Source organism: Veillonella sp. CAG:933, assembly GCF_000431435.1.
Lineage (GTDB): Bacteria > Bacillota > Negativicutes > Veillonellales > Veillonellaceae > Veillonella_A.
Window position 1 is genome coordinate 24,533 of record NZ_HF986232.1, and the last position, 26,105, is coordinate 50,637.

The following is a 26,105-nucleotide window of genomic DNA, read 5'->3' on the forward strand; positions in this document are numbered from 1 at the left end:
CTGTTGCTCTTTTGCGTTCTGCGTAAAGTACTTATTATTTGGAGTACAATTCGACGATGAGCGTTTCGTTAACTTCGATAGGAAGTTCGGAACGTTCAGGAAGACGGTTGAAAGTACCTTTGAAGGCTTCCAAGTCTTTAGTAATGTAAGGAAGTTCGAAAGAACGAAGTTCCTGGAAGTTTGTTTTGAACATTTCGTTGTCACGGGATGCTTCGCGAAGTTCGATTACATTACCAGGTTTGCACTGGTAGGAAGGAATGTCTACGCGACGGCCGTTAACAAGAATGTGGCCATGGTTAACCATCTGACGTGCTTGACGGATGGAGTTACCGAAGCCAATGCGATATACGAGGTTGTCAAGACGGGATTCCAACAATACTAACATGTTTTCACCGGTAACACCCTGCATTTTTTTCGCTTTATCATAATAGCGTACGAACTGGCGTTCTAGCAAGTTGTAATAAGCTTTAACTTTCTGTTTTTCTAATAATTGTAAACCGTATTCAGACATTTTTTTCTGACGTTGGTCTTTCTTTACGCGCTTTAAAGCTTTGGAGTGACCGAAAACGTTCACACCGAAGCGACGACATAACTTAAAGCGTGCTTCTCTTCTCGTTGCCATGTGTTTATCACCTCATAGTAAAAATAAAAAAATAATATCTGTATCCTAATAAGATACCCAATAATGATAGCATATACGAGGCTAACTGTCAATTTATATTGCCTAAATATCTGCAGTTTATTGCAAGGTTATCATAAGGTTGTCATACGGTCATCATAAGGTTATTATAAGGTTATTGGTAGGTTAGTGACAATCTGTTATCCTTTTGAAAACTCCTGCTAACTTGAAGTAAATATATCGACTATTTTCAATTAGGTGCGCTTTTTATTGCTCTTAGTCTAAGAATTTTACTTTGCTTTAGGTTATGAATTAATAAATATTCAAAAAGTATTCATGATGAGGATGAATGTGTTTTTCAAGTGAATGGTATTATAAATCAATACAAAATTCTGAGATTTTTTATAAAATTGCGTGAAAAACGAAAGTTTTAAAATTGCATTATCACAAATTTTATTCAATATTTTTATAAAGAAAACTACTTTCAATATTCGTTGTATCTTATAAACATGAAAAAATCATGAGAAGTGATGCGTAGATTATTATCAAGTAACTTATAGGGGATATAGCACAAAATATCCATACTTGTTTGATTGGGTATAGTTATTTTTCGTTGATTAAGAGGATTTATAAATGAATGAATAAAATTATCTAATAAATGTTTTGAATAATACCGCCAATGTCATCATTTAATGTTCGAAAGTATCGATAAATTTATAAAATTTTTGTACATATCTCTTTTCTAACTGAATCAATACATGGTATACTAAGGTTAAAGAAGAGAGACTACCTTCATCAGTCGTTGAGGGAATTTTATACTTATTATGAATGTATGAATATGTAATGCATGAAAAGGAGATGATAAGATGGATGAACTACCTACTCTGCAAGAGTTACAAAGTTTTATAACCTATAGTAAAATGGGTAACTTCACGTTAGCTGCTCAAGCTGCTAATATTACACAATCTGCTTTTAGTGCGCAGATGAAAAAACTGGAACGTTTAGTTGGTGTAAAATTAATAGCTCGCTCTACCCGTGGTAGCCGCCTTACAGCGGAAGGTGAGAAATTCTTACCGGAAGCAGAGCATATTATTGAAACACTGGAACGTGCTATTCATAGCATTCGTTTGGCCAATAAGTTAGAACGGCCTATGCTCAACGTAGGTATTTTGCGGAGTATCGGTGATGTGCGTATGAATGCGCATGTATCGTATTTTCAACAGACTAACCCCAATTTCTCTATTTCCATTTATGACATGGAAGAAGAAGAAATGTTACTGGATTTGCGTGAAAACCGCATTGACATTGGTACTTGCTACTTGCCAAATAATAAAGATATGAGTAGCTATGAAAGTATTGCTATCCGTGAAGATTCTGTAGTTTATTATGCGCCTAAGCGCGAATTACCGGCCGGTAAAGTATTGAACACTGAAGAATTGTTGGATTATCCAATGGTTATGTATCCACCAAAATATTTCATGAGCCATCGTTTGAAATCCTACTTCTCGGAAGAAGGACGTCAGTCCTTACCACATTTGGTACGTTTATCTAATCCGTATGCCATGATTGATTATTGTCAGCGCAATGAAGCGGGGTCTTTGATTTCCCGTCATTTATTGGATGCACTTGGCATTAAGGATGGTATCTATGCATTAGCCAAACCGTTAAATCTTCAGGTTTGCTTTGTATATCGTAACAACAACTCTAAATGGGAAACAATGAAAACGTTTATGGATTACATTGTTCAAAAAGTAGGAGTTAACGGCTGATTTTGGGGAAAAATTAGTTTTGTGCTTTACATAAGTTTGTCTCATCAAATGAAAACGCGGTTTGTACCTTTCGGTCAAACCGCGTTTGTTGCATTATTTTATTTGGAATTCGGAAGTAATTAGATAACTGAGCATAGTGACGTATGCTCATCTCCCTAAATAATGCCTAGTTAAGTGCTGCCGGATATATAGACCTAACTAAATAATAGGGGCAGACATACCCGTTAGGTAATATACCCGATAAGTAATACGTATCTTAGAAGTTTACATCCTTACCGTAGTAAGCTGCTTCGTAGATTTTCTTAATATCTTCTACGGTTGGTTTACGTGGGTTAGTCAACGTGCAAGCGTCTTCAAGAGCGCGTTCGCTCATACGATCGAGAACGGCTAAGAATTTGTCTTCCGGAATAACAGTATTTAAACCATCTTTAATCGTTTTGCTTAAGCCTAAGCGTTTATTGAGGTTCCAGATGGCGCGTTCAAGGTTTTCAATACCGAGAATACCTTCCAATTGAGCATATTTCTGGGTAGCTTTTTTGTTGTATTGAATGATGTATGGTAACAAGATAGCATTAGCTTCGCCATGAGTTAAGTGGAATTCACCACCGATTTTGTGAGCCATACTGTGAACGATACCTAAGGAGCAGTTGGTGAAGGACATGCCGGCCATAGTGGAGGCGTTATGTACTTTGTCGCGTGCTTTAATATTGTCAGGTTCCTGGTAAGCTGTTTCCAAATATTCAAAAATCAATTGAATAGCATGGAGTGCCAATGGATCGGTGAAATCATCGGCTGCTGTAGATACATAAGCTTCAACAGCATGCGTCATTACGTCCATACCGGTTTGCGCTGTAATGAGCGGCGGCATTTTGGATGGAATGCGGCTGTCTAATAAAGCAATATCCGGTACTAAATCAGGGGATACTAATGGATATTTAATGTTGTTGTCCGTATCGGTAATTACGCTGAAAGCCGTGATTTCCGAAGCAGTACCACTGGTGGATGGGATACCGATGAGGCGAGCTTTAGTGCGTAGTTTAGGGAAGTTGAATTTCACAAGTTCCATGAAATCATAGCCAGGGTATTCGTAGTATACCCACATGATTTTGGCTGCGTCCATAGGGGAGCCACCACCTAAGGCAATAATCCAATCCGGTTGGAATTCGGCCATTTTAGCGCCGCCTTCGATACAAGTCTTGATGGATGGATCCGGTTCTACGCCGTCAATGATTTGAACTTCCATACCACCCTTTTCAAGTTGGGCTTTAGCTTCGTCAAGAAAGCCGAATTTGCGCATGGAGTTGCCACCGGTTACGATTGTAGCGCGTTTGCCTTCTAATTTTGAGAGATGAGTGAGGGCATCGTCGCCATGAATGATGGTGTGTGGAATTCGAAATGTTGCATAAGCCATGGATTTACCTCCTAATGTTTACATAATTTGAACGGTGTTTATATTTGTATTGTACGCTTTTTTCAAGATTAAAACAATGTATAAAAGTGATTTTAACTATGAATAATTTAAATAGTAAAGCCGCTGAAAATGAAGCCGGAGCAACACCGATTTTAGGCGGATTGTTATATAATATACAGGTATTATGTGTTAATTTGTTCGTATATACATGAAAAAATATGTCTTATTTATGAGTAAAGGGTATTTGACATATCTTCGAAAAAGTGTGATTTAAACAATAATTTCACGATTTGTGAAGTAAAAGTTTTAAGTCGATTAGAAAAACTAAGATAATTAGGTTTTAGAATTACTCAGATGTTTTAAATAATTGTTAAAGTTTAAGTTGATTGTAAGAAACGCAGGTGGATATATGAAAAAAATAGCTATTTTAGTCAATGAAGATACGATGCAGCGTTGCTCTTGCGGCGGTTGTTTAGGGGCATTCATGGGTAAGAAAGATTCCTTTGCCCGCTATGAAGGGGAAGAGATTGAATTAGTCGGATTTAGCCATTCCGGCGGTGATTTAACGAAAAAGCTGGAAACCCTTCGCAAAAAAGGTGTGGATGTGGTGCATATTTCAACGTGTACGAAGAGTAAAAACGAAGATTACGAGACCATTGCCGATGCTTGTGCCGAATATTTTGACGTAGTCGGCTATACGCATGGCAGTCCGGATGGTAAAGGTAAGGGCAAAATGGCGGTAGAATTAAAAGCGCGTCAGCCGAAGGAGGCAGAATAATGGAATTACGTAAAAGTCAAACTTTTTTCTTAGGTTTGCAACATGTATTGGCCATGTATGCCGGTGCTGTTATCGTACCGATTATCGTGGGCAGCAGTTTAAATCTGACGACTATGCAGATTGCCTATTTAATTGGGGCCGATTTATTGACGTCAGGGATTGCGACGCTGCTTCAAGTGTGGCGTAATCGCTTTTTCGGCATCGGCTTACCGGTAGTGCTGGGCTGTACCTTTACGGCCGTATTTCCTATGATTGCCATTGGTAAAGAGCTGGGCCTTGGGGCTATTTACGGGGCCATCATTACATCCGGTCTTATTGTGTTTATTATTTCGCATTGGTTTGGTAAATTAGTGCGGTTCTTCCCGCCGGTAGTCACCGGCTCTATAGTAACTGTTATTGGCGTTACCTTGGTTCCCGTAGCTATGAATAATTTAGCGGGCGGCCTTGGCAGCCCGGATTTTGGCAGTGTTATGAATTTGAGCCTCGGTTTTGCCGTGTTGGCCTTCATACTTATTTTAAATCGCCTTTTCAAAGGATATATTCAAGCCATTTCCGTATTGCTGGGACTCATTGCGGGCACAATAGCGGCCTTCTTCTTAGGTATGGTTGACTTTGCGCCGGTGGCGGAAGCTACGTGGGCTCATATTCCACAACCGTTTTACTTTGGCCTACCCACATTCCACGCCAGCGCTATTTTGACTATGACCATTGTGGCCATGGTAAGTATGGTGGAATCGACCGGTGTGTTCTTGGCCTTAGGTGAAATTTGCAATCGTAAATTAACACCGCAAGATCTCGCTCACGGCTATCGCGCGGAAGGCTTGGCTTCCATTATAGGCGGTATTTTTAACTCCTTCCCGTATACCACGTTTTCACAAAATGTGGGGCTCGTGGAATTATCCAAAGTACGCAAAACCACGGTAATCGTAGTATGCGGTATTATGCTTGTCGTATTGGGCTTGGTGCCTAAATTCGCCGCTTTGGCAACGATTATTCCAACGTCTGTATTGGGCGGTGCCATGGTTGCCATGTTCGGTATGGTGTGTGCGGCCGGCATTCGTATGTTGGGCAAAGCGGATCTTACCGATTCGAACACGATGCTTATTGCGGCTTGCTCCATTACATTGGGCCTGGGCGTGACGGTAACGCCAAATTTATTCGCTCAGTTTCCGTCGTCCGTGCGTATCCTACTGGAAAGTGGTATTGTAGTAGGTGCTTTGACCGCTGTGGTGCTTAATATCTTGTTTAACTATGATAAGATTAAAAAAAGCAAATGATAGGCATTAAATAATAGACAGTAAATAATAGGAACTAAATAAAGATAACGCCTCAGGGTTTTGAAAAAACAACGCTTTTATTGCGGTAGGACAACTATCATCGTTTGAACTTGCAGTTTAATGACAAAAATACGGTTTTACGCTATAATAAAAAGGTAACTTAACAAGCGAATCAACAAATGGTACTTGGTCATTCATTGGTAGGAGGCGACTATTATGAAGATGTTCCCCGCAATTGATATGGTAGCAACAGGCGCCCAGATTCAGGCTTTACGGATTAAAAGCGGATACTCCGTTAAAGACTTGCAAGAAGCATTCGGTTTTAGTGACCCGCAAGCCATTTACCGATGGCAATGGGGGCAAAGCTTACCGCGTGTAGACAACTTGGTTGCGTTAAGTGTATTATTTGGTGTAACAATTGACAGCATTCTCGTTCTGGAGCAGAAAGAGGATGCTGTTTCTGCTTTTTATAGACTTAATTTCATGGACTTAATTTTAATAGACTTAATTTCTTGGATTTAATTTTCATAGGAGCCGGCTTATTGTAAGCGGGTTCTTTTTTTATAGTCTATATTTTGCCTTTTTGTATACAAAAAGCAGGAGAATCATGTAGATGAGTAGAAGTAATATATTGTATACTTAAAATGCATTATTTTTTATTCTGTGAGTTGCAAGGCATTGTTATTCAGGAGGCGAAACTATGACATTTTTATGGGAACAAGGGAGTCCGGTTATTAAGCTGGATATGATTGCCACATTGGCATTAGCGATTTTGCTGTTACTCTTAGGTCGCGTAATGGTTAATCGCATCAGTATTTTAGGACGCTTTTGTATTCCGGCTCCGGTAGCCGGCGGGTTGCTTTTTTCTATATTAATGTTAATTTTTCACCAAACGAATATCTTAGTTATTAAGATGGATACCTTATTGCAAACACCGTTTATGTTGGCTTTTTTCTCCACCATCGGGATGATTGCCAGTCTTAAGCTTGTGAAAAAGGGCGGCAAACTGCTATTATTCTACTGGCTCCTTTGCGGCTTTTTATCCTTGATGCAAAACGTGATTGGTGTGTCATTGGCACAGCTCTTAGACATTGATCCGTTACTGGGCGTATTGATGGGGGCTGTTTCCATGGAAGGCGGCCATGGAGCCGCCGGTGCCTTCGGACCTGAATGTAGAAGCGATGGGTGTATTTGGGGCTACAGCGGTAGCTATGGCGGCTGCCACCTTTGGTCTTGTTTCCGGTGGTTTAATCGGTGGGCCGATTGCCAAGTATCTTTTAAATAAATATGACTTGCGCTCCACAGAAAAGATAGAATTGGCTGAGGGTGGTACCGTAGGATCCACCGGTAGTAAAACAACTTCAACTGCTAGTTCCGATGATGCCAATGTAGCCAAAACGGCTAAACAGGAGAGTGAATACGCTGAATCGGAAGTGTCGGCTCATTCGTTGTTTACTCATTCAGCTATTATTGCTGTTTGTATGACCGTAGGTTTGGCTGTGGCCGGCTGGCTCAAAGGCGCTTTAGGGATAGCACTTCCAAGTTATGTGGGGGCCATGTTCTTCGCCGTAATTTTACGTAACCTTAACGACCAACTCCATGTGGTTAAAGTTCATACGGAAACAATTAATTTAATCGGCGATTATTGCTTAGGTGTATTCTTATCCATGGCCTTGATGACCCTTAAATTGTGGGAACTCATTGATTTAGCGATTCCAATGCTCATCGTATTAGGTGCCCAAGTTGTGTTCATGATTGTTTACTGCTTATTCGCTGTATTCCCATTATTGGGCAAAACCTATGATGCGGTGATTATGTGTGCCGGTATGGCCGGTCACGGGTTGGGCGCTACGCCAAACGCTATGGCTAATATGAAGGCTGTTACTGAAAAATACGGCCCATCCACTAAGGCATTCTTAATCGTACCACTTTGCGGCGCCTTCTTAATTGACTTGTTTGCCTTACCATGTATCGTATGGTTTATTAATTACTTTGCGCATTAAGGTGTGGGAAGAGATTGTCCTGTTTAAAGTAAAAACCACCACAGTTCATAGACTGCGGTGGTTTTTTTTGTAGGAACTATGATTAAAAATTATATATTCTATATTTTTGAGTTATACGTAATTCGTAGCAGGAGAATTTAAATTTATAACGAATACTTAAAATTGTGAGTATTTTGGTGCGCATTATGATAAGCATTTGGTGTGCTTTATTATGAGTACCCTTGTAGCGTGGAAAGAAGTCGGATTGTCAGCTATAGTACTAATTGTAGTATCCGGGGAGCCGTAGCATAGTAGCCTTTAACATAATAACTATAGCCTTTGGCGGCCGGGTGGGGCCGCTGCTTACATGTAAATAGGGTGTTAGCCATAATGATATTGTTTTGGCTAGGAGGCGAAAGTATGAACTTTTTTATGGATCAAGGGATTCCGGTAATTGAGCTTGATATGATTGCTACATTGGCGCTGGCAATCTTCCTACTCTTATTGGGACGCATTATTGTCAATCGAGTTGGCTTTTTGAGTCGATTCTGTATTCCCGCACCGCTAGCCGGTGGATTGTTGTTTTCCCTGATTATGTTAGTGCTACATGAGACGAATATTTTAAACGTTAAAATGGATACTATATTGCAAACGCCGTTTATGCTGGCATTCTTCGCTACCGTTGGGCTTATAGCGAGTCTTAAACTGGTGAAAAAAGGTGGCAAGTTATTATTTTATTATTGGGCTCTATGTGCTTTTTTGTCCCTTATGCAGAACGTAATTGGTGTTTCTTGGTCCAAAGTGCTCGGTCTTGATCCGCTACTGGGCGTTTTAATGGGCGCCGTATCCATGGAAGGTGGTCACGGTAATGCCGGAGCCTTTGGTCCGGAAGTGGAAGCTATGGGCGTTTACGGAGCTACGGCGGTGGCCATGGCGGCTGCTACTTTTGGCGTTGTGGCCGGCGGTGTAATTGGTGGACCTCTCGCTAGATTTTTTCTTAATAAATATAATCTGCGCTCCACTGAAAACGAAGAATTAGCGGAAGAAGGTAAAACAGCCGGTTTAGCTCAAGAGATAGAGCAAGTGGCAGGTCCGGATACAACCAGTGTGAATGAAGCGTTAACGGTTGAAAAAATCGAAGAGGGCAAGGAAGTGAGTGAAGAAGTGGCAGCTCATGTATTCCTGCTGCATGGTTTTATCATCGCTATCTGTATGGTCGTGGGCATGGAATTAGCCGTTTTCGTAAAAAGTACTTTCGGCTTTGCTATACCTAACTATGTGGGCGGGATGTTCTTTGCCGTTTTATTACGCAATATCAACGACAAATTTAATCTTGTTGAATTGCATAATCCGACCATTGGGCTTATTGGCGACGTGTGTCTTGGCATCTTCTTGTCCATGGCCCTCATGACCCTTAAATTGTGGGAACTGGCCGACTTGGCATTGCGGATGATTGTCATCCTCATGTCGCAAGTTATTTTCATGATTGTGTATAATATATTCGTGGCATTCCCGGTTTTGGGGAAATCCTATGATGCGGTTATTATGTGTGCCGGCATGGCCGGTCATGGTTTGGGTGCTACGCCAAACGCGATGGCGAATATGAAAGCCGTTATTGAAAAATACGGTCCATCTACTAAAGCTTTTCTCATTGTGCCACTATGTGGCGCCTTCTTGGTAGACTTGTTTGCGGTACCTTGTATTGTGTGGTTTATTAATTACTTTGCCCATTAAACTGGAATCACGGTTCTTCTACGTAAAAAAGAGTCGTCAAGTAATGAACGCCATCGGACAATCATCGTCCCAGCATCTTACTCTAACGACTTCTTATATGAATAGTATAGCAAGTAAAGCGGTGGTTTTACAAGTCAAGAACAGTAAGTAATTGAGGGTGTTCACCCCATCTGATATGGTCAGGAAATAATAAAGTAAAAAGAAGGAAGGCATTGCCGCTCGGTATTGGCAATGCCTTCCTTCTTTAGGAGTGGGATTAAGGGGGATCTATTTGAATAAAGCGTAATATATAACGTAAAACCATCCGAATAGGCCGTGAAGAATTGCCCAAGGGATGGAATGCCAGTTGGCATAGCTAATCACCATGGCCAAGGCGGATCCAAAAGAAATTCCCGTTGTTACTGTTGATGATAAAAACTTCATAAATACCTCCCTATATTTGAGACAGTCTCATTAGAAATTGATGCTGATAAAACTGTCATATTAAATCTGATTCTTCCAATGTAATTATAACGTAAATTGGAATATTTGTATAGTGAAAATTTTAGATATTTAGATATAATAGGGCAATTATTGAAACTTTTGGGCCGGTTTTATTTGAAAAGAATATTTTTAGCATAAATAGAGTGTAAAAAAGGAAGTGCCAAGATTTAAGCACTTCCTTTTCCGTTCATTATTATTTATCTAAGGTATTGAGATAGTTTAAAAGATCTTGAATACCTTTGTCACTATTGATGCCTACTTTAAAAATTGGTGAAGCTCCGGTCATTACAAGTTGATTTTTAATAAATTCAATATCATCGTTTTCATCTATTAAATCCATTTTTGTGATAATACCGATAGCAGGCTTATTAAATAGACTGGCAAATCCCGGAGGAAACATTTGCTCTTTTTCCTTTGCGGAAATGAGAAAACCTAAAATGTCAGCCTCTGCAGCAGTAACTAGAAGGGCGTTGTACATAAGTCTATGTTGGACAAACTCACCCGGCGTATCAATAATATCGTCATGAAATTGAACCGTTTGTGTTTTTGCGTAAACGATTTCAACACCTTCAATTCGCTGTGTTAGAGTTGTTTTACCAACACCACTGGGGCCAACAAACATAATTTTTTTCATAAAAACACTCCTTATTAACGGTGTATAATAAAAAGGAATGTTAAGCAAGAGTTTACTGTATGTAGTTTTAAGATACAGGATTTTTAAATAAATGTAAATAGTCAGCAATCTATGATAATTAGTAAATTGACAAAAATGAGGCTTATTTGTATTATCAAGTTAACACAATGAAGTGTAAATAAAGCATAGTGGCTTTGAAAGAGGATTTTTAATGAGGAAAAATTAGTGATTCTCATAATATTCTCTATAATTACCGGTATTTCAATGATATATATACCATGTAATGAGAAAGGAGCTTTACTATGAAAATTTACACTAAAACCGGCGATAAGGGGATGACCCGTTTAGTGGGCGGTATTGCAGTATCAAAAGATTCAGATCGAGTAGATAGCTATGGTACTATTGATGAATTAAATTCGTGGATTGGTTATGCTATATCGCAATTTGATTCGTCTTTATTCGAGGAAAAAAATGAATTACAACATTTACAGCATTTCTTATTTGATGTAGGTACTGATTTAGCAACTCCGGAGTCGTTAAATCGAGAAATAACTTTACCTGTTGATGCTATATCATGGTTGGAAGCCCGAATTGATGAGTATACGGCTAAATCACCGGAGATTAATCGTTTTATTTTGCCCGGTGGAACTCGTGAGGCCAGTATGATTCACATGGCACGGACGATTGCAAGACGGGCCGAACGACGAATAGTTCGATTACAGATGACCGCGAAAATACCGGGAGAGTTGGTTATGTTTGTTAATCGATTATCAGACTATTTTTATGCTTTAGCAAGATACTTAAACACTAAACAAGGTATGGAAGATATATTTTATACCAGAAGTGCTGAAGTATTTCATAATGCTAAGACCAAAAATATAAAATAATTATTGGGATTATCCTGTTCTTGCAGAATTGATTAAGATATGTTATTATTGCTTTTAGATTAATAGAAATATGAAATCTGACGATGGAAGTTAGTGAGAATCTAACACGGTCCCGCCACTGTGATGGCTTTTGCCTAAGTCAGGTCTTTCGCGGATTTCATTACACATGCTGTTTCGAGGTAAGACAGGATGTTGTTTTTGTGGCATTGTAGTACTTCACTGGAATTAATGCAGAAAATAAACCGGCATGTATTAATCTGTCTTGCACAGAGACGTGCGTCTATTGATGGACTAATGTTAGTCGTTCAATGATGAGAGAGCACAGCACAGTGGAGTGTGACATTAGTTCAAAAATAGGAAAAGGGCATGGAGCTAGTACTCCATGCCCTTTTGTTATAAGTGTAAAGAACCCTTTTGTCATCGGGTGTTATATCATAGTCAAAGAGAGAACAAGTTAAAATAACTGCTAATTTAGGTATAAATCGGAGAAAATTTGAAATAGTATATATATTATGCATAATTGAAATACGTAATTTTTATTGACATTTTTTTTGGTTAAGTATAAATTATTGTTATAAGATTTTCGTGTACAATGGCGTGCATGGTTTGCAATGAAGCTTAAACGGAGGGTGTATTCCGTGAGGGCTTCTTTTTTTATTTGTTAAGCAGGAGAACATGTATGCAGAAAATTAAATTTCCTACGACACTATGGGTAGGGGAAGATGCGTTGCAAGGTCTTCGTGATCTCCCTGTAAAAAAGGTTTTCATAGTGACGGATCCATTTATGGTTCAGTCTGGAATGATTTCACATGTAACGGAGAACTTAGACTTTGCTGAAGTAGAGATTTTTAGTGATATTGTTCCGGATCCGCCGACTGAAGTAGTCGCTGCCGGTGTAAGTCACTTAGTAGAATCAAATGCTGATGCAATTATTTCAGTAGGTGGCGGATCTGCTATTGATGCGGGGAAAGCTATGTTGTATTTCGGCAATCGCGTTAAAGCCAATAAAGATTTAATGTTTATTGCTGTACCGACCACAAGTGGTACCGGTTCAGAAGTAACAAATTTTTCAGTAATCACAATGCTGGAAACAGGAACAAAATATCCGATTGTTACCGATGAAATACAACCTAATATTGCAATTTTAGATACTCGCTTAGTAATGAGTGTACCGCCTAGTATTACGGCTGATACAGGCATGGACGTTTTAGTTCATTTAATTGAATCCTATGTATCATTGAATGAAAATGTTATGGCAAAAGTATTAGTTGAATATGCAATTCAATTAGTGTTTGAATATTTGCCGGAAGCATTTTCGAACGGTACGAATAGTTATGCCAGAGAACAGATGCATGTGGCTTCCTGTATGGCCGGTATGGCATTTAATTTGACGAACTTGGGATTAAATCACGGTATGGCACACGCTATCGGCGGTAGATTCCATGTACCGCATGGACGAATCAATGCTATTTTATTGCCGCATATTGTGGCGTATAATGGTGATTATCAAAACAAAGATTTATATGCTGCTAAGAAATATACTAGATTGGCGAATATTGTTAAAGCGACAACTAGTGTAAATCCGAGAATCGGAGTGGCTGCTTTAATTCGGCAGATTAAGCATTTACAGAGTACTCTGAAAATGCCTTTAACATTAACTGATTGTGGGTTTAATCGTAGTGAAATTATGGAGAGCGGTGATGCTATTGCAAAAGCTGCGTTAGCTGATGCATGTACAGCTGCTAATCCAAGAATACCTACGGCAGATGATATTAAAAATATTTTAAATCAAATTGCTTAACCGTCAGTCTGATAAGGTAATGCTGGAAAGGTGTGGCTATGGAAGAAAAACAGCGTATGATTCAAGAATACGTTCCTGGGAAACAGATAACGCTAGCCCATATTATTGCCAATCCGGCTAAGGAGATTTATGGCAAGTTGGGATTACCCAGTGATGTATACAATGCACTTGGGATTTTAACAATAACACCGGCAGAAGCAGCTATAATCGCTGTTGATATAGCAACTAAAAGTGGTGATGTTAAAATTGGTTTTGTAGACCGATTCTCCGGATCGGTGGTTATTTATGGTGATGTTAGTTCCGTTGAAACGGCGTTGCGAGCTGTTGTGGACGGGCTACGAAATATTTTAAAATTTGCATTAGGTTGTGAAATTACCAGAACTTAAGAAATCGAGGAGACCTACTTATGCGAGGAAGAATAGTTATTGTCGATGATGAGCCAATAACTCGTTTAGATATTAAAGATATCTTAACAGATGCAGGCTATGAAGTAAGCGGCGAAGCAGCCGATGGCTTTGAGGCAGTAGAGATTTGCCGTAATGTAAAACCGGATTTAGTATTGATGGATATTCAAATGCCGGTACTTGATGGTTTAAAGGCAGCAAAAAAAGTTGCGCAAGATAAATTGGCGAGCAGTATAGTATTTTTAACTGCTTATGGAGATTTTGAAAATACAGAAAAAGCGAAAAAGCTTGGTGCAACAGGCTATTTAATTAAACCAATTGATGAAAAATCTCTTATTCCGACTATTGAAGTAGCAATCGCTAAGGGGCAACAAACTGAAAATTTAGAACAAGAAATTGAGGGATTAAAGCTTCGTTTAGAAGAACGGAAAGTAATTGAAAAGGCTAAAGGAATTCTGTGCCGTGATTTAAAAATTACTGAGGATGAAGCCTATAAAAAATTACGCCGCTTGAGTATGGATAGACGCTCTAAAATGAGTGAAATTGCTGAATTAATTATAATGGATAGTGAATGATATGGCGTTAGATATAGCTAATCCGGATGAAGCAATTTTACGCAAACTGTGTGATACCTATTCGGACTTAACTGCGGATGAAGTTAAAGAATTAGTACAAGTTATATATCATTTGGCTGATTCGTTATTATATCCTGATGCAGATGTATTTATTGACATTTATAATGAAGTAACGAAATCTGCTTTAGTGGTATATCATAGACAGCCTTTAATTAAGCCGTCTATGTATGAAAAGACGGTAGTAGGATTAGATGCTTTATTGGAAAATGAACCAGGTGTTTTACGATCTATTGCAACCGGTTTAAATACATTAGGGCTTATTGCGGTATCTCAAGAAGGAAAACTAATTACACAAAATATTTACCCCATAAAATTATTGGACAAAACTATCGGTGTTTTAATTGTAGAAACTGATGCAGGAACGCCTGGAATGGCCACTTCTAATGATTTAAAGCCAAGTACTATTATGAGTGCGGAAGAAGAGGCACAGAACTTTTTCGTAGATCGATTATCTGAAAATGTCCTTATTTTCGATGGCGATGGTTATTTAATAACGGCCAATGAAGAAGCAAAGCAATTGTATAAAAAATTGGGTTATCAAGATGAAATAATTGGTTTATTTTATGATAATTTAACATTAGACTATTATACATTTGATTATATTAAATTTCGTGCAGAACGCTCATCAAGTAATTGGTTTTTTGATGTGGAGACCCATTATTTGCAGTATTATTTTACGATTAAGTACAGTTGGATTAAAAATAAGCAGCGTTTAGTTGTGATTATTCAGGATACAACAGAGGTAAAAAAGCGAGAAGAAGAACTTGTATTAAAAGCAGTTGCTATTCGTGAAATTCATCATCGTGTAAAGAACAACTTGCAGTCAATAGTATCTTTATTGAAGATACAAGAACGGAGGGCTCAGTCAGACGAAACGAAGAAAGTGTTGCATGATAGCATATCGCGTATTATGACGATTGCGTCAACTCATGAGTTACTTTCTAAACAAGTTGACAGTTATACTTCGTTAAAACAAACGTTAACTACAGTCATCCATAATTTCCATCATATGTTTGGAAATTTCAGAGATATTGAAATATTTATGCATGTAGATGACTCAATATACGTAACAACTGACCAAGTTGTTACAATCTCTTTGATTGTAAATGAATTATTACAAAATATTTTTGATCATGCATATTTACCTAATCAGTCAGGAAAAGTGCAGATTATCGGTAAAATAGTAGACTCTAAAATTTATATTGAGGTATCCGATGATGGTTGTGGATTTGATACTAAGACTGTCAAAGCTGATAGTTTAGGGCTTCTTATCATCAATGGATACGTCAAAGATAAATTAAAAGGTAAATTAAATATTGAGTCCGGTAAATCGGGGACAAAAGTATATTTTCGATTTCAAAAAAGCAACGATGTAGTTGTATAGCGAAGGCAAAGGCGCTTAAGCAAAGAATGATTTTTATTTCTTATGCTTAAGCGCCTTTTTTGTATCGTTAAGAAAGGAGGCCACATGGATAAAGAAACACTATTGACGGTAGGGATTGACTTAGGGACATCCACAACACAGCTTATTTTATCAGAGTTGACCGTAGAGAATTTTGCATCTGCGTTTACGGTACCGCGAATAGAAATTTCCGATAAAAAAGTTATCTATCGAAGTGATATTATTTTTACTCCGCTTATTAATCAAGTTGAAATTGACGAAAATAAAATAAAAGAATTCGTAGCTTTACAATATGATAAGGCCGGCATTGTTAAGGATGATATAAAAATGGGCGCAGTCATTATAACCGGTGAAACAGCTCGAAAATCTAATTCATCAAAAGTATTACAGGCTTTAAGCGGATATGCCGGAGATTTTGTAGTGGCTACGGCCGGTCCTGATTTGGAAAGTATAATTGCCGGTAAAGGGGCCGGAACTGAAACCTTATCACGTGAACATAGAGGTAATATAGTTAATTTTGATATAGGTGGAGGTACTAGTAATCTGGCAATGTTTAGAGCCGGCGATGTTGTTGATACAGCTTGCTTCGATATTGGTGGCAGGCTTATTAAGATAGATTCCGATAGTCATACTATTACATATATAGCACCTAAAATATTAGAAATTATAGAGAAAAAGCATTTATCTTTAGCAGTTGGTAATCATGTGGTGCCGGAGGACTTGATGCCTATTATAGATGAATTGGTGAACGCATTGGAACAATCTATAGGATTAGGCGAAGAAACGCCATTCTATAATCTGTTAATTACACATCATGACTTAAAAATAAAGACAGATGTTAATGCAGTTACTTTTTCCGGCGGTGTTGCTGATTGTATAAAGGCTGATAACGTTACAGATTGGTTTCAATATGGTGATATTGGATTATTATTGGGCAATCGTATAAAAAATTCATTATTTTTTACCAAATGTCATGTGCTTGACACAGTAGAAACAATACGGGCAACAGTGGTTGGTGCCGGTTCTCATACGGCAGAAGTTAGTGGCTCAACTATCAGTTATACGGATGAAATTTTACCTATAAAAAATGTGCCGGTTTTAAAACTTGCTAAAGAGGATGAACAATTAAAAGCTTCGGAATTGGCCGCTCAAATTCGTAGTAAATTAGATTGGTATCTAACGGATGATAATCAATTAACAAATGTGGCCCTTTCTTTTCAAGGAATAAAATCTCCGTCATTTGCAGATATTCAGCGCTATGCAATGGGAATTACAGAAGGGGTAGCAAAATTACGAGAAGCCGGATTTCCCTTATTGATTATTGTGACTGAAGATATGGCGAAAGCTTTGGGCAATAGCATATATTCTATGTTACCGGAAAAAAGTCCGTTTGTTTGCATTGATTCTATTGTCGCCGAAAACGGTGATTATATAGATATTGGTACGCCTGTGGCCGGAGGTAATGTATTGCCGGTCATTATCAAAACACTTGTTTTTAATTAGAAGGAGTGATGGAAGCATGATTTTAAAGACTCGACTCTTTGGTAATACGTATGAGTTCGGCTCTGTGAAGGAAGTATTGGCCAAGGCTAATGAAGAAAAATCAGGGGATAAGTTGGCCGGAGTAGCGGCGGCTTCTGCTGAAGAACGCGTAGCAGCAAAAACAGTTTTAGCACAACTTACGCTAAACGACTTATTTAATAATCCTGTTGTACCTTATGATGAAGATGAAGTAACACGAATTATTATTGATCAGGTTAACACTCGAATTTTTGATTCTATTAAGAACTGGACCGTTGAAGAATTAAGAGAATGGTTATTATCTGATACCACTACGGATAATGATATTAAGTTTGTTAGACGCGCATTGACTGCTGAAATGATTGCGGCTGTATGTAAGCTCATGTCAAATATGGATTTAATCGTTGCAGCGAAAAAAATTCGTATTGAAAAAACGGCTAATACAACAATCGGTAGACCAGGTACATTCTCGGCTCGATTACAGCCTAACCATACAACTGATAATATTGACGGTATCATGGCATCGGTTATGGAAGGTTTATCCTATGGCATCGGTGATGCCGTAATTGGATTAAATCCGGTTGATGATTCAGTGGAAAGTGTAAAAAGAATTCTACATAAATTTGAAGAGTTCAGAAGTGAATGGGATATTCCAACTCAAACCTGTGTATTGGCACATGTAACGACTCAAATGGAAGCAATTCGTCAAGGTGCACCAACAGGCTTGGTGTTCCAATCTATAGCGGGATCTGAAAAAGGTAATACTGCTTTCGGTCTTAATGCTGCAACGTTGGAAGAAGCAAAAGCATTGGCTTTAAGAGAAGGTCGTGTAGCAGGACCTAATGTAATGTATTTTGAAACAGGACAGGGGTCCGAATTATCGTCAGATGCACATAACGGAGCCGACCAAGTAACAATGGAAGCAAGATGCTATGGCTTTGCTAAAAAATTTGACCCTTATATCGTAAATACAGTAGTTGGTTTTATCGGACCGGAATATTTATATGACTCTAAACAAGTTATTCGTGCCGGTTTAGAAGATCACTTTATGGGTAAACTAACCGGTATTTCTATGGGCTGTGATGTATGTTACACCAATCATATGAAAGCGGATCAAAATGATATGGAAAACCTGACAATACTTTTAGCAAGTGCAGGTTGTACATATATCATGGGTATTCCACATGCTGACGATATTATGTTGAACTATCAAACTACCGGTTTTCATGAAACGGCAACAATTCGCGATATGTTTAATTTACGTCCCATTAAAGAATTTGAAATTTGGTTGGAAAAGATGGGCTTTATGGATAATGGTAAATTGACTCCAATAGCAGGCGATGCATCTGTATTCTTGAAATAAGCGAGGTGATAAGGATGAATGAAACAGAATTAAAAGGGATGATTGAATCTATTTTAGGTGAGTTAGTAAAAGCTAAAGGATTAGATAGCGTTGAACCTGCCAAACGGACCAAAGAAGTAAATAAGTTAGGCGATTCTGTCGGGAGTAATATTATTTCAAATGAATTTCTACCGGATATTTCAGAAGTCGATTTAAAGAAGCAATTGTTAGTAGATAATCCGCATGATAGAGAAGGTTATTTGAAAATGAAAAGTTATACGGCTGCACGGTTGGGTGTAGGCCGTTGCGGAACCCGATATAAAACACAGTCGGTTTTGCGCTTCCGGGCGGATCATGCAGCTGCTCAAGATGCGGTATTCTCAGATGTTAATCCTGAATTGGTTGAAGAAATGGGATTTATTCCGGTTCGAACGGTATGCAAAAATAAAGATGAATATATTACGAGACCGGATCATGGTCGAATCTTTGACGAAGCCAATACCGAAATTATTAAACAGAATGTCAAAAAAGGTGCCAAACTTCAAGTCGTTGTAGGTGATGGCTTAAGTTCAGCAGCCATTGAAGCAAATATTCGTGATGTTATTCCGGCTTTAAAGCAGGGCCTTAAAAAATACAATCTCGATTTTGATAAGGTTTTATTTGTTAAGTATTGTCGTGTACCGGCAATGGATCCAATCGGCGAAATTAGTGATGCTGATGTGGTATGTCTCTTTGTGGGCGAACGCCCAGGCTTGGTAACAGCTGAATCAATGAGTGCATATATAGCATATCGACCTACCGTAGGAATGCCTGAATCTCGACGTACTGTAGTGTCTAATATACATAAAGGTGGTACACCGGCTGTAGAAGCAGGTGCCTATATTGCAGATATTATTAAAAACATGTTGGAAAAGAAAAAATCCGGTATTGAATTGAAATAGGTAAAGGAGGGACGTTTGTGAAAAATCAACGTTTAGGTGCTAACGTATTGAGCGTACAAATTATTCCTAATGTGGATGCCGGACTTGCAACGCAATTAGGTTTGACAAGTGCTCAAAGATCATTGGGCCTCATTACGGCAGACTGTGATGATGTTACATATGTTGCTTTGGATGAAGCTACAAAAACCGCAGAAGTTGATGTTGTTTATGCTAAAAGCTTTTATGGTGGTGCAGGTAACGCATCTACTAAATTAGCTGGTGAAGTTATCGGGATTTTAGCCGGTCCAAGTCCGGCAGAAATTACTAGTGGCTTAGAAACCGCAGTACATGTAATTACAGAAGAAGCTAGTTTTATCAGTGCTAATGAAGATGGTTCAATACCATACTTTGCACATGTAATTTCTCGATCCGGTCGTTTTTTATCTAAATCGGCGGAAATTAATGAAGGTGAAGCTATTGCCTATTTAATTGCTCCACCTTGTGAAGCTATGGTTGGCCTTGATGCGGCATTAAAAGCTGCAGATGTTAGATTATGTGTATTTTATGGCCCTCCATCTGAAACTAACTTTGGCGGTGGCTTGTTGACAGGTAGTCAATCTGCTTGTAAAGCAGCGTGTACCGCATTTGCTCAAGCTATTCAGAATGTAGCTGATAATCCATTAAGCTATTAAGGAGGACTAAATGAAGGCACTAGGCATGGTAGAAGTAAGAGGTTTCCTAGGTGCTGTTAGTGCTGCTGATGCAGCCTTAAAGGCTGCAAATGTGGAATTGAATAGTGAACAACGTGTAGGTGGCGGTCGAAGAACGATTTTGCTTGTCGGTGATGTAGCAGCAGTTCAAGCCGCGGTTGATGCGGCCGTAGTTATAGCGAAACAGCTTGGTTGCTACTGCACGAGTCATGTAATCCCACGAGCTGACGAAGCTATTGCAAAGTTAATGGGTGGTAAATTAGCACAAAGTGCTGAATCTGATGATGCAGATAAAGAGTTAATAACAGCAAACACAAATAATGGGTTAAAGACTTCTGAGACAGAACCGTTAGAAAACCTTGCCGGTGATCCTGAAAAGAATTCAGAGACACAGGTAGCTTTGGAAACTGAAGATATAGAAGAAAAAAAGGAAAATTTTGATGAGAGTGCATTACGACAAAAATTAATGGCGTATAAAGTTGTAGATTTGCGTAAAAAAGCATATGCCATGAATGTACACGGTATGAAACGAACAGCAATTAAATTTGCCAATAAAGAGGCCCTCATTAAAGTGATTATAGATGAAGTGAAACGAGGTGGCACGTTTTGAACTTAGTTGATAAGGATTTACAATCCGTTCAAGAGGTTCGTCTTCTTTTGGCAAAAGCAAAAGAAGCCCAAAAAAAATTAGCAGTACTTACACAAAGTCAAATTAATGATATTACAAAAGCCGTTTGCGAAGCGACTTATAAAGAACGTGTTCGTTTAGCAAAACTAGCCCATGAAGAAACCGGATTCGGTAAATGGGAAGATAAAGTTTTAAAAAATGCGTTTGCATCAAAACAAGTTTATGCTCATATGAAAGATATGAAAACGGTTGGTGTCATTAATGATGATAGAGTTAATAAGGTTATGGAAGTCGCTGTTCCGGTAGGTGTTATTGCCGGTTTGGTACCGTCAACAAATCCAACATCTACAGTAATTTTCAAATCTTTGATTGCGTTAAAAGCGGCTAATAGTATTGTGTTTTCACCACATCCTACAGCAATTAAATGTATTGGTGAAACCGTAAAAATTATTCGCAAAGCATTGAAAGGAATCGGAGCACCTGAAGATGCTGTATCTTATATGACAATGCCGACCATGGAAGGCACTGCCGAATTGATGAAAAGTAAGAATACAGATTTAATTTTAGCAACCGGTGGTTCGGCTATGGTAAAGGCTGCTTATTCTTCCGGTACACCTGCTTTGGGCGTTGGTCCGGGCAACGGTCCTGCTTATATCGAAAGAAGTGCGGATGTTAAATTAGCAGTAAAGAGAATTATTGATTCCAAAACGTTTGATAATGGTACTATTTGTGCCTCAGAACAATCCATCATTGCTGAAACTGTTAATAAAGATGCAATTTTAAAAGAGTTAGAGGCCCAGGGCGCATACATTTTAAACCCGGAAGAAGCTACACGCTTAGGTACCTTTATTCTACGTGCTAATGGGACTATGAACCCTGCAATCGTCGGGAAGTCAGCACAAGTTATCGCTAAATTGGTTGGCCTTGAAATTCCATCCGATCGAATTCTATTAGTTGCACCGGAAACCGGAGTAGGACCTAAGTATCCGTACTCTCATGAAAAATTAGCGCCAATTCTTGCTTTTTATACGGTTGCTAATTGGGAAGAAGCTTGTGATTTATCGATTCGCATCTTAGAAAATGAAGGTGCAGGTCATACTCTAATTATTCATACTGAAAATAATGATGTTGTACGTGAATTCGGTTTACGTAAACCGGTGTCAAGATTACTTGTAAATACGCCGGGGGCGTTGGGCGGAATCGGAGCTACTACTAATATCACACCTTCATTAACTTTGGGGTGTGGAGCAGTGGGTGGCAGTGCTACATCAGATAACGTAGGTCCTCAGAGTTTATTTAACTTACGAAGAGTAGCGTATGGTGTCCGCGAATTGGAAGATTTACGTAAAACTGAAAACGCCGATAGCGTGCCTGTTGGTGCTACATTAGGAGTTGAATCGCAAGAAGTAGTTATTCGTGCTATTGTAGAACAAATTATGGCTAAATTGAAATAGCTTTTATTTGGATGGTAATAATATTAATTAGATATATTACAAATTATTTTAATTTTAATTTTTACTAGTTATTTTTAGGAGGTAATTATTATGTCGAGCACAAATGCATTAGGAATGATTGAAACAAGAGGTTTGGTTGGCGCTATTGAAGCGGCAGATGCAATGGTAAAAGCTGCGAATGTAACACTTATCGGTAAAGAACAAGTTGGCGGCGGTTTGGTAACAGTTATGGTTCGTGGTGATGTTGGTGCTGTAAAAGCAGCTACTGATGCTGGTGCAGCAGCTGCTGAACGCGTAGGCGAACTTTTATCAGTACACGTAATTCCACGTCCACATACTGAAGTAGATGCAATTTTACCTGGCAAAGCTGAATAATTTACCGGTTACGAAATTACGGGCAGTGCGTAAGTAGTGATAGAGAGCGCGTAAAGCGCTCTCTATTCATAAGAAAGGGTTCCTATGAAAGTTATAACTGAAGAAACAATACGTCAATTATTACGGAAACAACAACTTCATAGCGGCGAAGCATTAAAGGTATCTGAACCTAGTATAATTACGCCATCAGCTCAATCCTATTTACGAGAACATCAAATTCAGGTTTTGCAGCTTAGCCAAAATTCAAACGATTCCGATAACTTGCAGACATCAACATCGTGTGCTAGGGAAGTATATTGTCATGATGAGTTAAGTTATCTGGATAATGAAATATTAAAACTTCGAGATTTGTTATATTTCCCTTTGTTACCGGATGATTTTTTTGATGAACAGCTTTGGCAATATTGGCAACGACAGCAATTGGCACTTGAAGAATTTAAAGTAAAACAATATAAAGTGCCCTTACAGATGGAATTATCATTACCGCCGCAAGTATTTAATTTTAAATTATGCTCATGGCGTCTTTGGCAATGCTCAGTGATGTCTCTGCGGCGACAATTGGAATATGTTGAAAGTTTATTAAAGCCGTACAATACAATTTCACAATCGTTTTCTGACTGGATTAGTCAGATAAAAGGAATCCTTGATAATTCGTAAGGAGGTGATAGGGTGAATGTTATAGATGATATTGTTAATGAAGTATTGAAACAAATTGGAGAAGTATTACCAAATAAAGATAAGACTTTTGTAATTGAAGGTTCTGGTCGACATGTTCATTTATGTAGGCAAGATATAGAGCGTTTGTTCGGTGAAGGCTATGAGTTAACTAAAGTTAAAGAATTATCGCAACCCGGACAGTTTGCTTGCCAAGAGCGTGTAAATTTGGTAGGGCCTAAAGGGATGCTAACTAATGTTGTTATTTTAGGACCCGAGCGAGAACATTCTCAAGTAGAGGTTTCTTTAACCGATGCTCGGTTGTTGGGCGTGAAAGCACCTACTCGAGAAAGTGGGGATTTGAAAGGCTCAGCCGGAATAATAATCGTAAATAAAGATAGACATATAGCCTTAGAGGAAGCTTGTATTGTCGCTAAACGGCATGTTCATGTAGCAGAGGCTGATGCAGCACGTTTAGGCGTTACTAATGGGCAAATTGTAAAAGTAAAAACTCATACGGATAGACCACTTATTTTTGATGATGTAGTTATAAGAGTAAGCCCTAAGTATCAAACTTTTATGCATATTGACTTTGATGAAGCTAATGCCTGTGACTTGAAAAATGGTGATCTTGGGGAAATTATAGAATAGAGGTGATAGTTATGACATTAAGTGAATTAGAGACTATTGTTCAAACTATTACTAATCGAATTTGGAAAGAAATTTCTGATAAAAATGTTAAACCCAAAATTGGAATTAATGCATTGAGTAGTGATACTAAGGATGCTATGAAACAGATTATAAGACATGAAGAAAAAGTATCCGGTATACAAGCTGAAAACATTAATATTACCGACCATAAGCAAGCATTAAATATTGAGTTTTTGTCATTGCCTGAGTTAAGTGAAGTGGCACATCTTATGCCGCAAAATGATACCACGAAAAAAATTGTGGAATCTTTATTACTGCGAAGGCCGGTGATTATACATCGGATTCCTGAAATCACTAAGATGAATAATGGATCTATTCCATATGCATTAAAGCAACAATGGCAGAGTATATTAAGTAAGTGTAAACAGTTTGGAGTTTCTTTTGGCGATAATGTCCAATCTGTGTATACGGGCAAAAAAAGTAATGAAGTAAAACGGAAAAATAGCAACTCAACATTAAAACCGGTATTTATTACGGTTGCTAAAGTAGTTGAAATGGTAGATTCCGGAGAAAAAATGCCGACAAATGCACGACTTACGCCATTAGCGCAGGATTATATTCGAGAGCATAATTTGAATTTATAAGGAGTGATACTGTGCTGATTGCTAAAGTGATTGGTAGTTTATGGTCTACCAGAAAAGATGAAAAGCTTAATGGTTGGAAATTTATGATTGTTAGAGAGTTAGAAGTCGATGGGGTAACCGAGAAAGAATCATTTGTGGCGGCAGATAATGCCGGATCCGGTATCGGTGATACCGTATTGGTTACATTAGGTGCGGCGGCCAGAATTTCTGCAGAAAATCTTAATACGCCTATCGATGCAATGATTGTTGGGGTTATTGACTCGATTGATACCGCCGGTTAGGAGATGCAACTATGAGTATTAATGAAATTATTATGTATATCATGGTTCTCTTTATGATTATAGGGGGCATAGATAAGTGTATTGGCAATAAACTTGGTTTAGGTGAAAAATTTGAAGAAGGAATAATGGCAATGGGTGCTTTAGCAATGTCAATGGTGGGGATTATTACCATCGCACCTATATTAGCTAAAGTGTTAAGTCCGATAGTTGTTCCTGTTTATACAATGTTGGGAGCTGACCCATCAATGTTTGCGACCACTTTATTGGCCAATGACATGGGGGCTTTGCGTTAGCTCAACAAATGGCATTAAATCCGGAAGCCGGTTTATTTGCCGGTGCTATCTTGGGTGCTATGATGGGGCCTACTATTGTATTTACAATTCCGGTTGCTTTGGGAATTATTGAAAAAGAAGATCATCAGTATTTGGCAACAGGAGTATTATGTGGCATCGTTACGATTCCTTTAGGTTGTTTAGCAGGCGGTTTGGCTGCCGGTATGAGTTTAGGTATGATTTTAGCCAACTTAGTTCCTATCGTAATTTTTGCAGTGCTTGTTATTTTAGGCCTTTGGTTGGCCCCGGAAATGATGATTAAATGCTTTACCGTTTTTGGACAAGGGGTTGTAATTGTTGCTGTACTTGGTCTAATTTTAGGAGCATTACAATTATTGGTTGGTATTACTGTAATTGAAGGTATTGCACCTGTAACTGAGGGGATTGAAATCGTAGGTGGTATTGCGTTGACTTTAGCCGGTGCATTTTGTTTGGTGGCTTTTATCACTAAAGTATTTAACAAACCGCTTATGAAAATGGGTTCGGCTTTAGGTATGAATGAAGTAGCTGCAGCCGGTATGGTAGCAACATTAGCAAACAATATCCCTATGTTCCAAATGCTCAAAGATATGGATACACGCGGAAAAATCTTGAATGTTGCATTCGCTGTTTCGGCATCCTTTGTCCTTGGAGATCATTTAGGTTTTACTGCCGGTGTGGCTAAAGAGATGATCTTCCCTATGATTGTAGGCAAATTGGTAGCCGGTGTAACTGCAATTTTAGTCGCTATGTTTATGTCTAAACGCATTATGGCAAAAGCTAAGAAATGAGGTGCTG

At 38.6% G+C, this 26,105-nt stretch carries 27 protein-coding genes, 1 pseudogene and 1 riboswitch; of the genes and pseudogenes, 24 read left to right on the top strand and 4 right to left on the bottom strand.

Going from position 1 to position 26,105, the window contains the following annotated elements:
- Positions 1-34: 34 nt before the first annotated feature.
- The gene (gene rpsD / locus QZL64_RS11775) at positions 35-622 is read right to left on the bottom strand and encodes a 30S ribosomal protein S4 (protein ID WP_021842158.1); all 588 of its coding nucleotides are present in this window, start codon (positions 620-622) and stop codon (positions 35-37) included.
- Between the two features lie 863 nt (positions 623-1,485).
- On the opposite strand from rpsD, the gene QZL64_RS11780 reads away from it, so the two are divergent.
- Positions 1,486-2,388 (top strand): LysR family transcriptional regulator, encoded by a 903-nt coding sequence (locus QZL64_RS11780; protein ID WP_021842159.1) that lies wholly within the window; start codon positions 1,486-1,488, stop codon positions 2,386-2,388.
- Between the two features lie 256 nt (positions 2,389-2,644).
- On the opposite strand, the gene QZL64_RS11785 is transcribed toward QZL64_RS11780, so the two are convergent.
- Positions 2,645-3,799: an iron-containing alcohol dehydrogenase gene (locus QZL64_RS11785; protein WP_021842160.1), complete on the bottom strand. Its 1,155-nt coding sequence runs from the start codon at positions 3,797-3,799 to the stop codon at positions 2,645-2,647.
- Positions 3,800-4,208: 409 nt separating this feature from the next.
- On the opposite strand from QZL64_RS11785, the gene QZL64_RS11790 reads away from it, so the two are divergent.
- The 6 genes from QZL64_RS11790 (at position 4,209) to QZL64_RS11815 (ending at position 9,570) form a co-directional block, all read left to right on the top strand.
- Positions 4,209-4,577, top strand: coding sequence for a CGGC domain-containing protein (locus QZL64_RS11790; RefSeq protein ID WP_021842161.1), 369 nt, complete (start codon positions 4,209-4,211; stop codon positions 4,575-4,577).
- Positions 4,577-5,854 (top strand): nucleobase:cation symporter-2 family protein, encoded by a 1,278-nt coding sequence (locus QZL64_RS11795; protein WP_021842162.1) that lies wholly within the window; start codon positions 4,577-4,579, stop codon positions 5,852-5,854. Before QZL64_RS11790 ends, QZL64_RS11795 begins: the two co-directional genes overlap by 1 nt.
- A 216-nt stretch (positions 5,855-6,070) precedes the next feature.
- Complete coding sequence (locus QZL64_RS11800; RefSeq protein WP_021842163.1) at positions 6,071-6,376, top strand: helix-turn-helix domain-containing protein; 306 nt, start codon at positions 6,071-6,073, stop codon at positions 6,374-6,376.
- Between the two features lie 178 nt (positions 6,377-6,554).
- Positions 6,555-7,139: a sodium/glutamate symporter gene (locus tag QZL64_RS11805; RefSeq protein WP_296309606.1), complete on the top strand. Its 585-nt coding sequence runs from the start codon at positions 6,555-6,557 to the stop codon at positions 7,137-7,139.
- A complete protein-coding gene (locus QZL64_RS11810; RefSeq protein WP_296309611.1) occupies positions 7,066-7,857 on the top strand; it encodes a sodium/glutamate symporter in 792 nt (263 codons plus the stop codon). The genes QZL64_RS11805 and QZL64_RS11810 overlap by 74 nt, the downstream gene beginning before the upstream one ends.
- Before the next feature lie 399 nt (positions 7,858-8,256).
- Entirely contained in the window at positions 8,257-9,570 is a 1,314-nt protein-coding gene (locus QZL64_RS11815) for a sodium/glutamate symporter (RefSeq protein ID WP_021842165.1), read from the top strand.
- A 267-nt stretch (positions 9,571-9,837) separates the two neighbouring features.
- Here the strand turns inward: QZL64_RS11815 and QZL64_RS11820 are convergent, their stop codons facing one another.
- The gene (locus QZL64_RS11820; RefSeq protein ID WP_226974629.1) at positions 9,838-9,993 is read right to left on the bottom strand and encodes a hypothetical protein; all 156 of its coding nucleotides are present in this window, start codon (positions 9,991-9,993) and stop codon (positions 9,838-9,840) included.
- A 253-nt stretch (positions 9,994-10,246) separates the two neighbouring features.
- Complete coding sequence (locus QZL64_RS11825) at positions 10,247-10,687, bottom strand: EutP/PduV family microcompartment system protein (protein ID WP_021842166.1); 441 nt, start codon at positions 10,685-10,687, stop codon at positions 10,247-10,249.
- Between the two features lie 302 nt (positions 10,688-10,989).
- Here QZL64_RS11825 and QZL64_RS11830 point away from each other — a divergent pair, with 302 nt between their 5' ends.
- The 17 genes and pseudogenes from QZL64_RS11830 to eutH all read left to right on the top strand — a co-directional run bounded on the left by QZL64_RS11830 (position 10,990) and on the right by eutH (position 26,098).
- On the top strand, positions 10,990-11,574 hold the full coding sequence (locus tag QZL64_RS11830; RefSeq protein WP_021842167.1) for a cob(I)yrinic acid a,c-diamide adenosyltransferase: 585 nt from the start codon (positions 10,990-10,992) through the stop codon (positions 11,572-11,574).
- A gap of 58 nt (positions 11,575-11,632) precedes the next feature.
- Positions 11,633-11,772: riboswitch (adenosylcobalamin (AdoCbl) riboswitch) on the top strand.
- Between the two features lie 481 nt (positions 11,773-12,253).
- Positions 12,254-13,375, top strand: coding sequence for a 1-propanol dehydrogenase PduQ (locus QZL64_RS11835; protein ID WP_021842168.1), 1,122 nt, complete (start codon positions 12,254-12,256; stop codon positions 13,373-13,375).
- A 38-nt stretch (positions 13,376-13,413) separates the two neighbouring features.
- Entirely contained in the window at positions 13,414-13,761 is a 348-nt protein-coding gene (eutS, locus tag QZL64_RS11840; protein ID WP_021842169.1) for an ethanolamine utilization microcompartment protein EutS, read from the top strand.
- 20 nt (positions 13,762-13,781) lie between these two features.
- Complete coding sequence (locus QZL64_RS11845) at positions 13,782-14,354, top strand: ANTAR domain-containing response regulator (RefSeq protein ID WP_021842170.1); 573 nt, start codon at positions 13,782-13,784, stop codon at positions 14,352-14,354.
- 1 nt (position 14,355) lies between these two features.
- Positions 14,356-15,798 (top strand): sensor histidine kinase, encoded by a 1,443-nt coding sequence (locus QZL64_RS11850; RefSeq protein WP_021842171.1) that lies wholly within the window; start codon positions 14,356-14,358, stop codon positions 15,796-15,798.
- Positions 15,799-15,882: 84 nt separating this feature from the next.
- Positions 15,883-17,319, top strand: a complete 1,437-nt coding sequence (gene eutA, locus QZL64_RS11855) for an ethanolamine ammonia-lyase reactivating factor EutA (RefSeq protein ID WP_021842172.1) — start codon at positions 15,883-15,885, stop codon at positions 17,317-17,319.
- A 16-nt stretch (positions 17,320-17,335) separates the two neighbouring features.
- The gene (locus tag QZL64_RS11860) at positions 17,336-18,700 is read left to right on the top strand and encodes an ethanolamine ammonia-lyase subunit EutB (protein WP_021842173.1); all 1,365 of its coding nucleotides are present in this window, start codon (positions 17,336-17,338) and stop codon (positions 18,698-18,700) included.
- 14 nt (positions 18,701-18,714) lie between these two features.
- Complete coding sequence (gene eutC / locus QZL64_RS11865; RefSeq protein ID WP_021842174.1) at positions 18,715-19,620, top strand: ethanolamine ammonia-lyase subunit EutC; 906 nt, start codon at positions 18,715-18,717, stop codon at positions 19,618-19,620.
- Between the two features lie 17 nt (positions 19,621-19,637).
- On the top strand, positions 19,638-20,291 hold the full coding sequence (gene eutL, locus QZL64_RS11870; protein ID WP_021842175.1) for an ethanolamine utilization microcompartment protein EutL: 654 nt from the start codon (positions 19,638-19,640) through the stop codon (positions 20,289-20,291).
- Positions 20,292-20,301: 10 nt separating this feature from the next.
- Positions 20,302-20,919 (top strand): BMC domain-containing protein, encoded by a 618-nt coding sequence (locus QZL64_RS14595; protein WP_021842176.1) that lies wholly within the window; start codon positions 20,302-20,304, stop codon positions 20,917-20,919.
- Entirely contained in the window at positions 20,916-22,391 is a 1,476-nt protein-coding gene (locus QZL64_RS11880; protein WP_021842177.1) for an acetaldehyde dehydrogenase (acetylating), read from the top strand. The genes QZL64_RS14595 and QZL64_RS11880 overlap by 4 nt, the downstream gene beginning before the upstream one ends.
- Positions 22,392-22,481: 90 nt before the next feature.
- Positions 22,482-22,766 (top strand): ethanolamine utilization microcompartment protein EutM, encoded by a 285-nt coding sequence (gene eutM / locus QZL64_RS11885; protein WP_021842178.1) that lies wholly within the window; start codon positions 22,482-22,484, stop codon positions 22,764-22,766.
- An 84-nt stretch (positions 22,767-22,850) separates the two neighbouring features.
- Positions 22,851-23,423 carry a hypothetical protein gene (locus tag QZL64_RS11890; RefSeq protein WP_021842179.1) on the top strand — a complete coding sequence of 191 codons (573 nt, stop codon included), beginning with the start codon at positions 22,851-22,853 and terminating at the stop codon, positions 23,421-23,423.
- A 12-nt stretch (positions 23,424-23,435) separates the two neighbouring features.
- Positions 23,436-24,071: a phosphate propanoyltransferase gene (pduL, locus tag QZL64_RS11895; RefSeq protein WP_021842180.1), complete on the top strand. Its 636-nt coding sequence runs from the start codon at positions 23,436-23,438 to the stop codon at positions 24,069-24,071.
- Positions 24,072-24,082: 11 nt separating this feature from the next.
- Positions 24,083-24,715, top strand: a complete 633-nt coding sequence (locus tag QZL64_RS11900; RefSeq protein ID WP_021842181.1) for a hypothetical protein — start codon at positions 24,083-24,085, stop codon at positions 24,713-24,715.
- Positions 24,716-24,726: 11 nt separating this feature from the next.
- Positions 24,727-24,996, top strand: a complete 270-nt coding sequence (locus QZL64_RS11905; RefSeq protein WP_021842182.1) for a EutN/CcmL family microcompartment protein — start codon at positions 24,727-24,729, stop codon at positions 24,994-24,996.
- A 53-nt stretch (positions 24,997-25,049) separates the two neighbouring features.
- Positions 25,050-26,098, top strand: a pseudogene (gene eutH / locus QZL64_RS11910) (ethanolamine utilization protein EutH).
- The last annotated feature ends 7 nt before the right edge of the window (positions 26,099-26,105 follow it).

Coding starts and splice junctions, on each gene's coding strand:
- QZL64_RS11810 (WP_296309611.1), top strand. CDS start 7,066: ATGGCGGCTGCCACCTTTGGTCTTGTTTCCGGTGGTTTAATCGGTGGG.
- QZL64_RS11860 (WP_021842173.1), top strand. CDS start 17,336: ATGATTTTAAAGACTCGACTCTTTGGTAATACGTATGAGTTCGGCTCT.
- QZL64_RS11795 (WP_021842162.1), top strand. CDS start 4,577: ATGGAATTACGTAAAAGTCAAACTTTTTTCTTAGGTTTGCAACATGTA.
- rpsD (WP_021842158.1), bottom strand. CDS start 622: ATGGCAACGAGAAGAGAAGCACGCTTTAAGTTATGTCGTCGCTTCGGT.
- eutM (WP_021842178.1), top strand. CDS start 22,482: ATGTCGAGCACAAATGCATTAGGAATGATTGAAACAAGAGGTTTGGTT.
- QZL64_RS11790 (WP_021842161.1), top strand. CDS start 4,209: ATGAAAAAAATAGCTATTTTAGTCAATGAAGATACGATGCAGCGTTGC.
- QZL64_RS11785 (WP_021842160.1), bottom strand. CDS start 3,799: ATGGCTTATGCAACATTTCGAATTCCACACACCATCATTCATGGCGAC.
- QZL64_RS11815 (WP_021842165.1), top strand. CDS start 8,257: ATGAACTTTTTTATGGATCAAGGGATTCCGGTAATTGAGCTTGATATG.
- QZL64_RS11820 (WP_226974629.1), bottom strand. CDS start 9,993: ATGAAGTTTTTATCATCAACAGTAACAACGGGAATTTCTTTTGGATCC.
- QZL64_RS11900 (WP_021842181.1), top strand. CDS start 24,083: ATGACATTAAGTGAATTAGAGACTATTGTTCAAACTATTACTAATCGA.
- QZL64_RS11830 (WP_021842167.1), top strand. CDS start 10,990: ATGAAAATTTACACTAAAACCGGCGATAAGGGGATGACCCGTTTAGTG.
- QZL64_RS11845 (WP_021842170.1), top strand. CDS start 13,782: ATGCGAGGAAGAATAGTTATTGTCGATGATGAGCCAATAACTCGTTTA.
- eutA (WP_021842172.1), top strand. CDS start 15,883: ATGGATAAAGAAACACTATTGACGGTAGGGATTGACTTAGGGACATCC.
- QZL64_RS11805 (WP_296309606.1), top strand. CDS start 6,555: ATGACATTTTTATGGGAACAAGGGAGTCCGGTTATTAAGCTGGATATG.
- eutS (WP_021842169.1), top strand. CDS start 13,414: ATGGAAGAAAAACAGCGTATGATTCAAGAATACGTTCCTGGGAAACAG.
- QZL64_RS11780 (WP_021842159.1), top strand. CDS start 1,486: ATGGATGAACTACCTACTCTGCAAGAGTTACAAAGTTTTATAACCTAT.
- QZL64_RS11800 (WP_021842163.1), top strand. CDS start 6,071: ATGAAGATGTTCCCCGCAATTGATATGGTAGCAACAGGCGCCCAGATT.
- QZL64_RS11890 (WP_021842179.1), top strand. CDS start 22,851: ATGAAAGTTATAACTGAAGAAACAATACGTCAATTATTACGGAAACAA.
- eutC (WP_021842174.1), top strand. CDS start 18,715: ATGAATGAAACAGAATTAAAAGGGATGATTGAATCTATTTTAGGTGAG.
- QZL64_RS11850 (WP_021842171.1), top strand. CDS start 14,356: ATGGCGTTAGATATAGCTAATCCGGATGAAGCAATTTTACGCAAACTG.
- QZL64_RS14595 (WP_021842176.1), top strand. CDS start 20,302: ATGAAGGCACTAGGCATGGTAGAAGTAAGAGGTTTCCTAGGTGCTGTT.
- QZL64_RS11825 (WP_021842166.1), bottom strand. CDS start 10,687: ATGAAAAAAATTATGTTTGTTGGCCCCAGTGGTGTTGGTAAAACAACT.
- QZL64_RS11835 (WP_021842168.1), top strand. CDS start 12,254: ATGCAGAAAATTAAATTTCCTACGACACTATGGGTAGGGGAAGATGCG.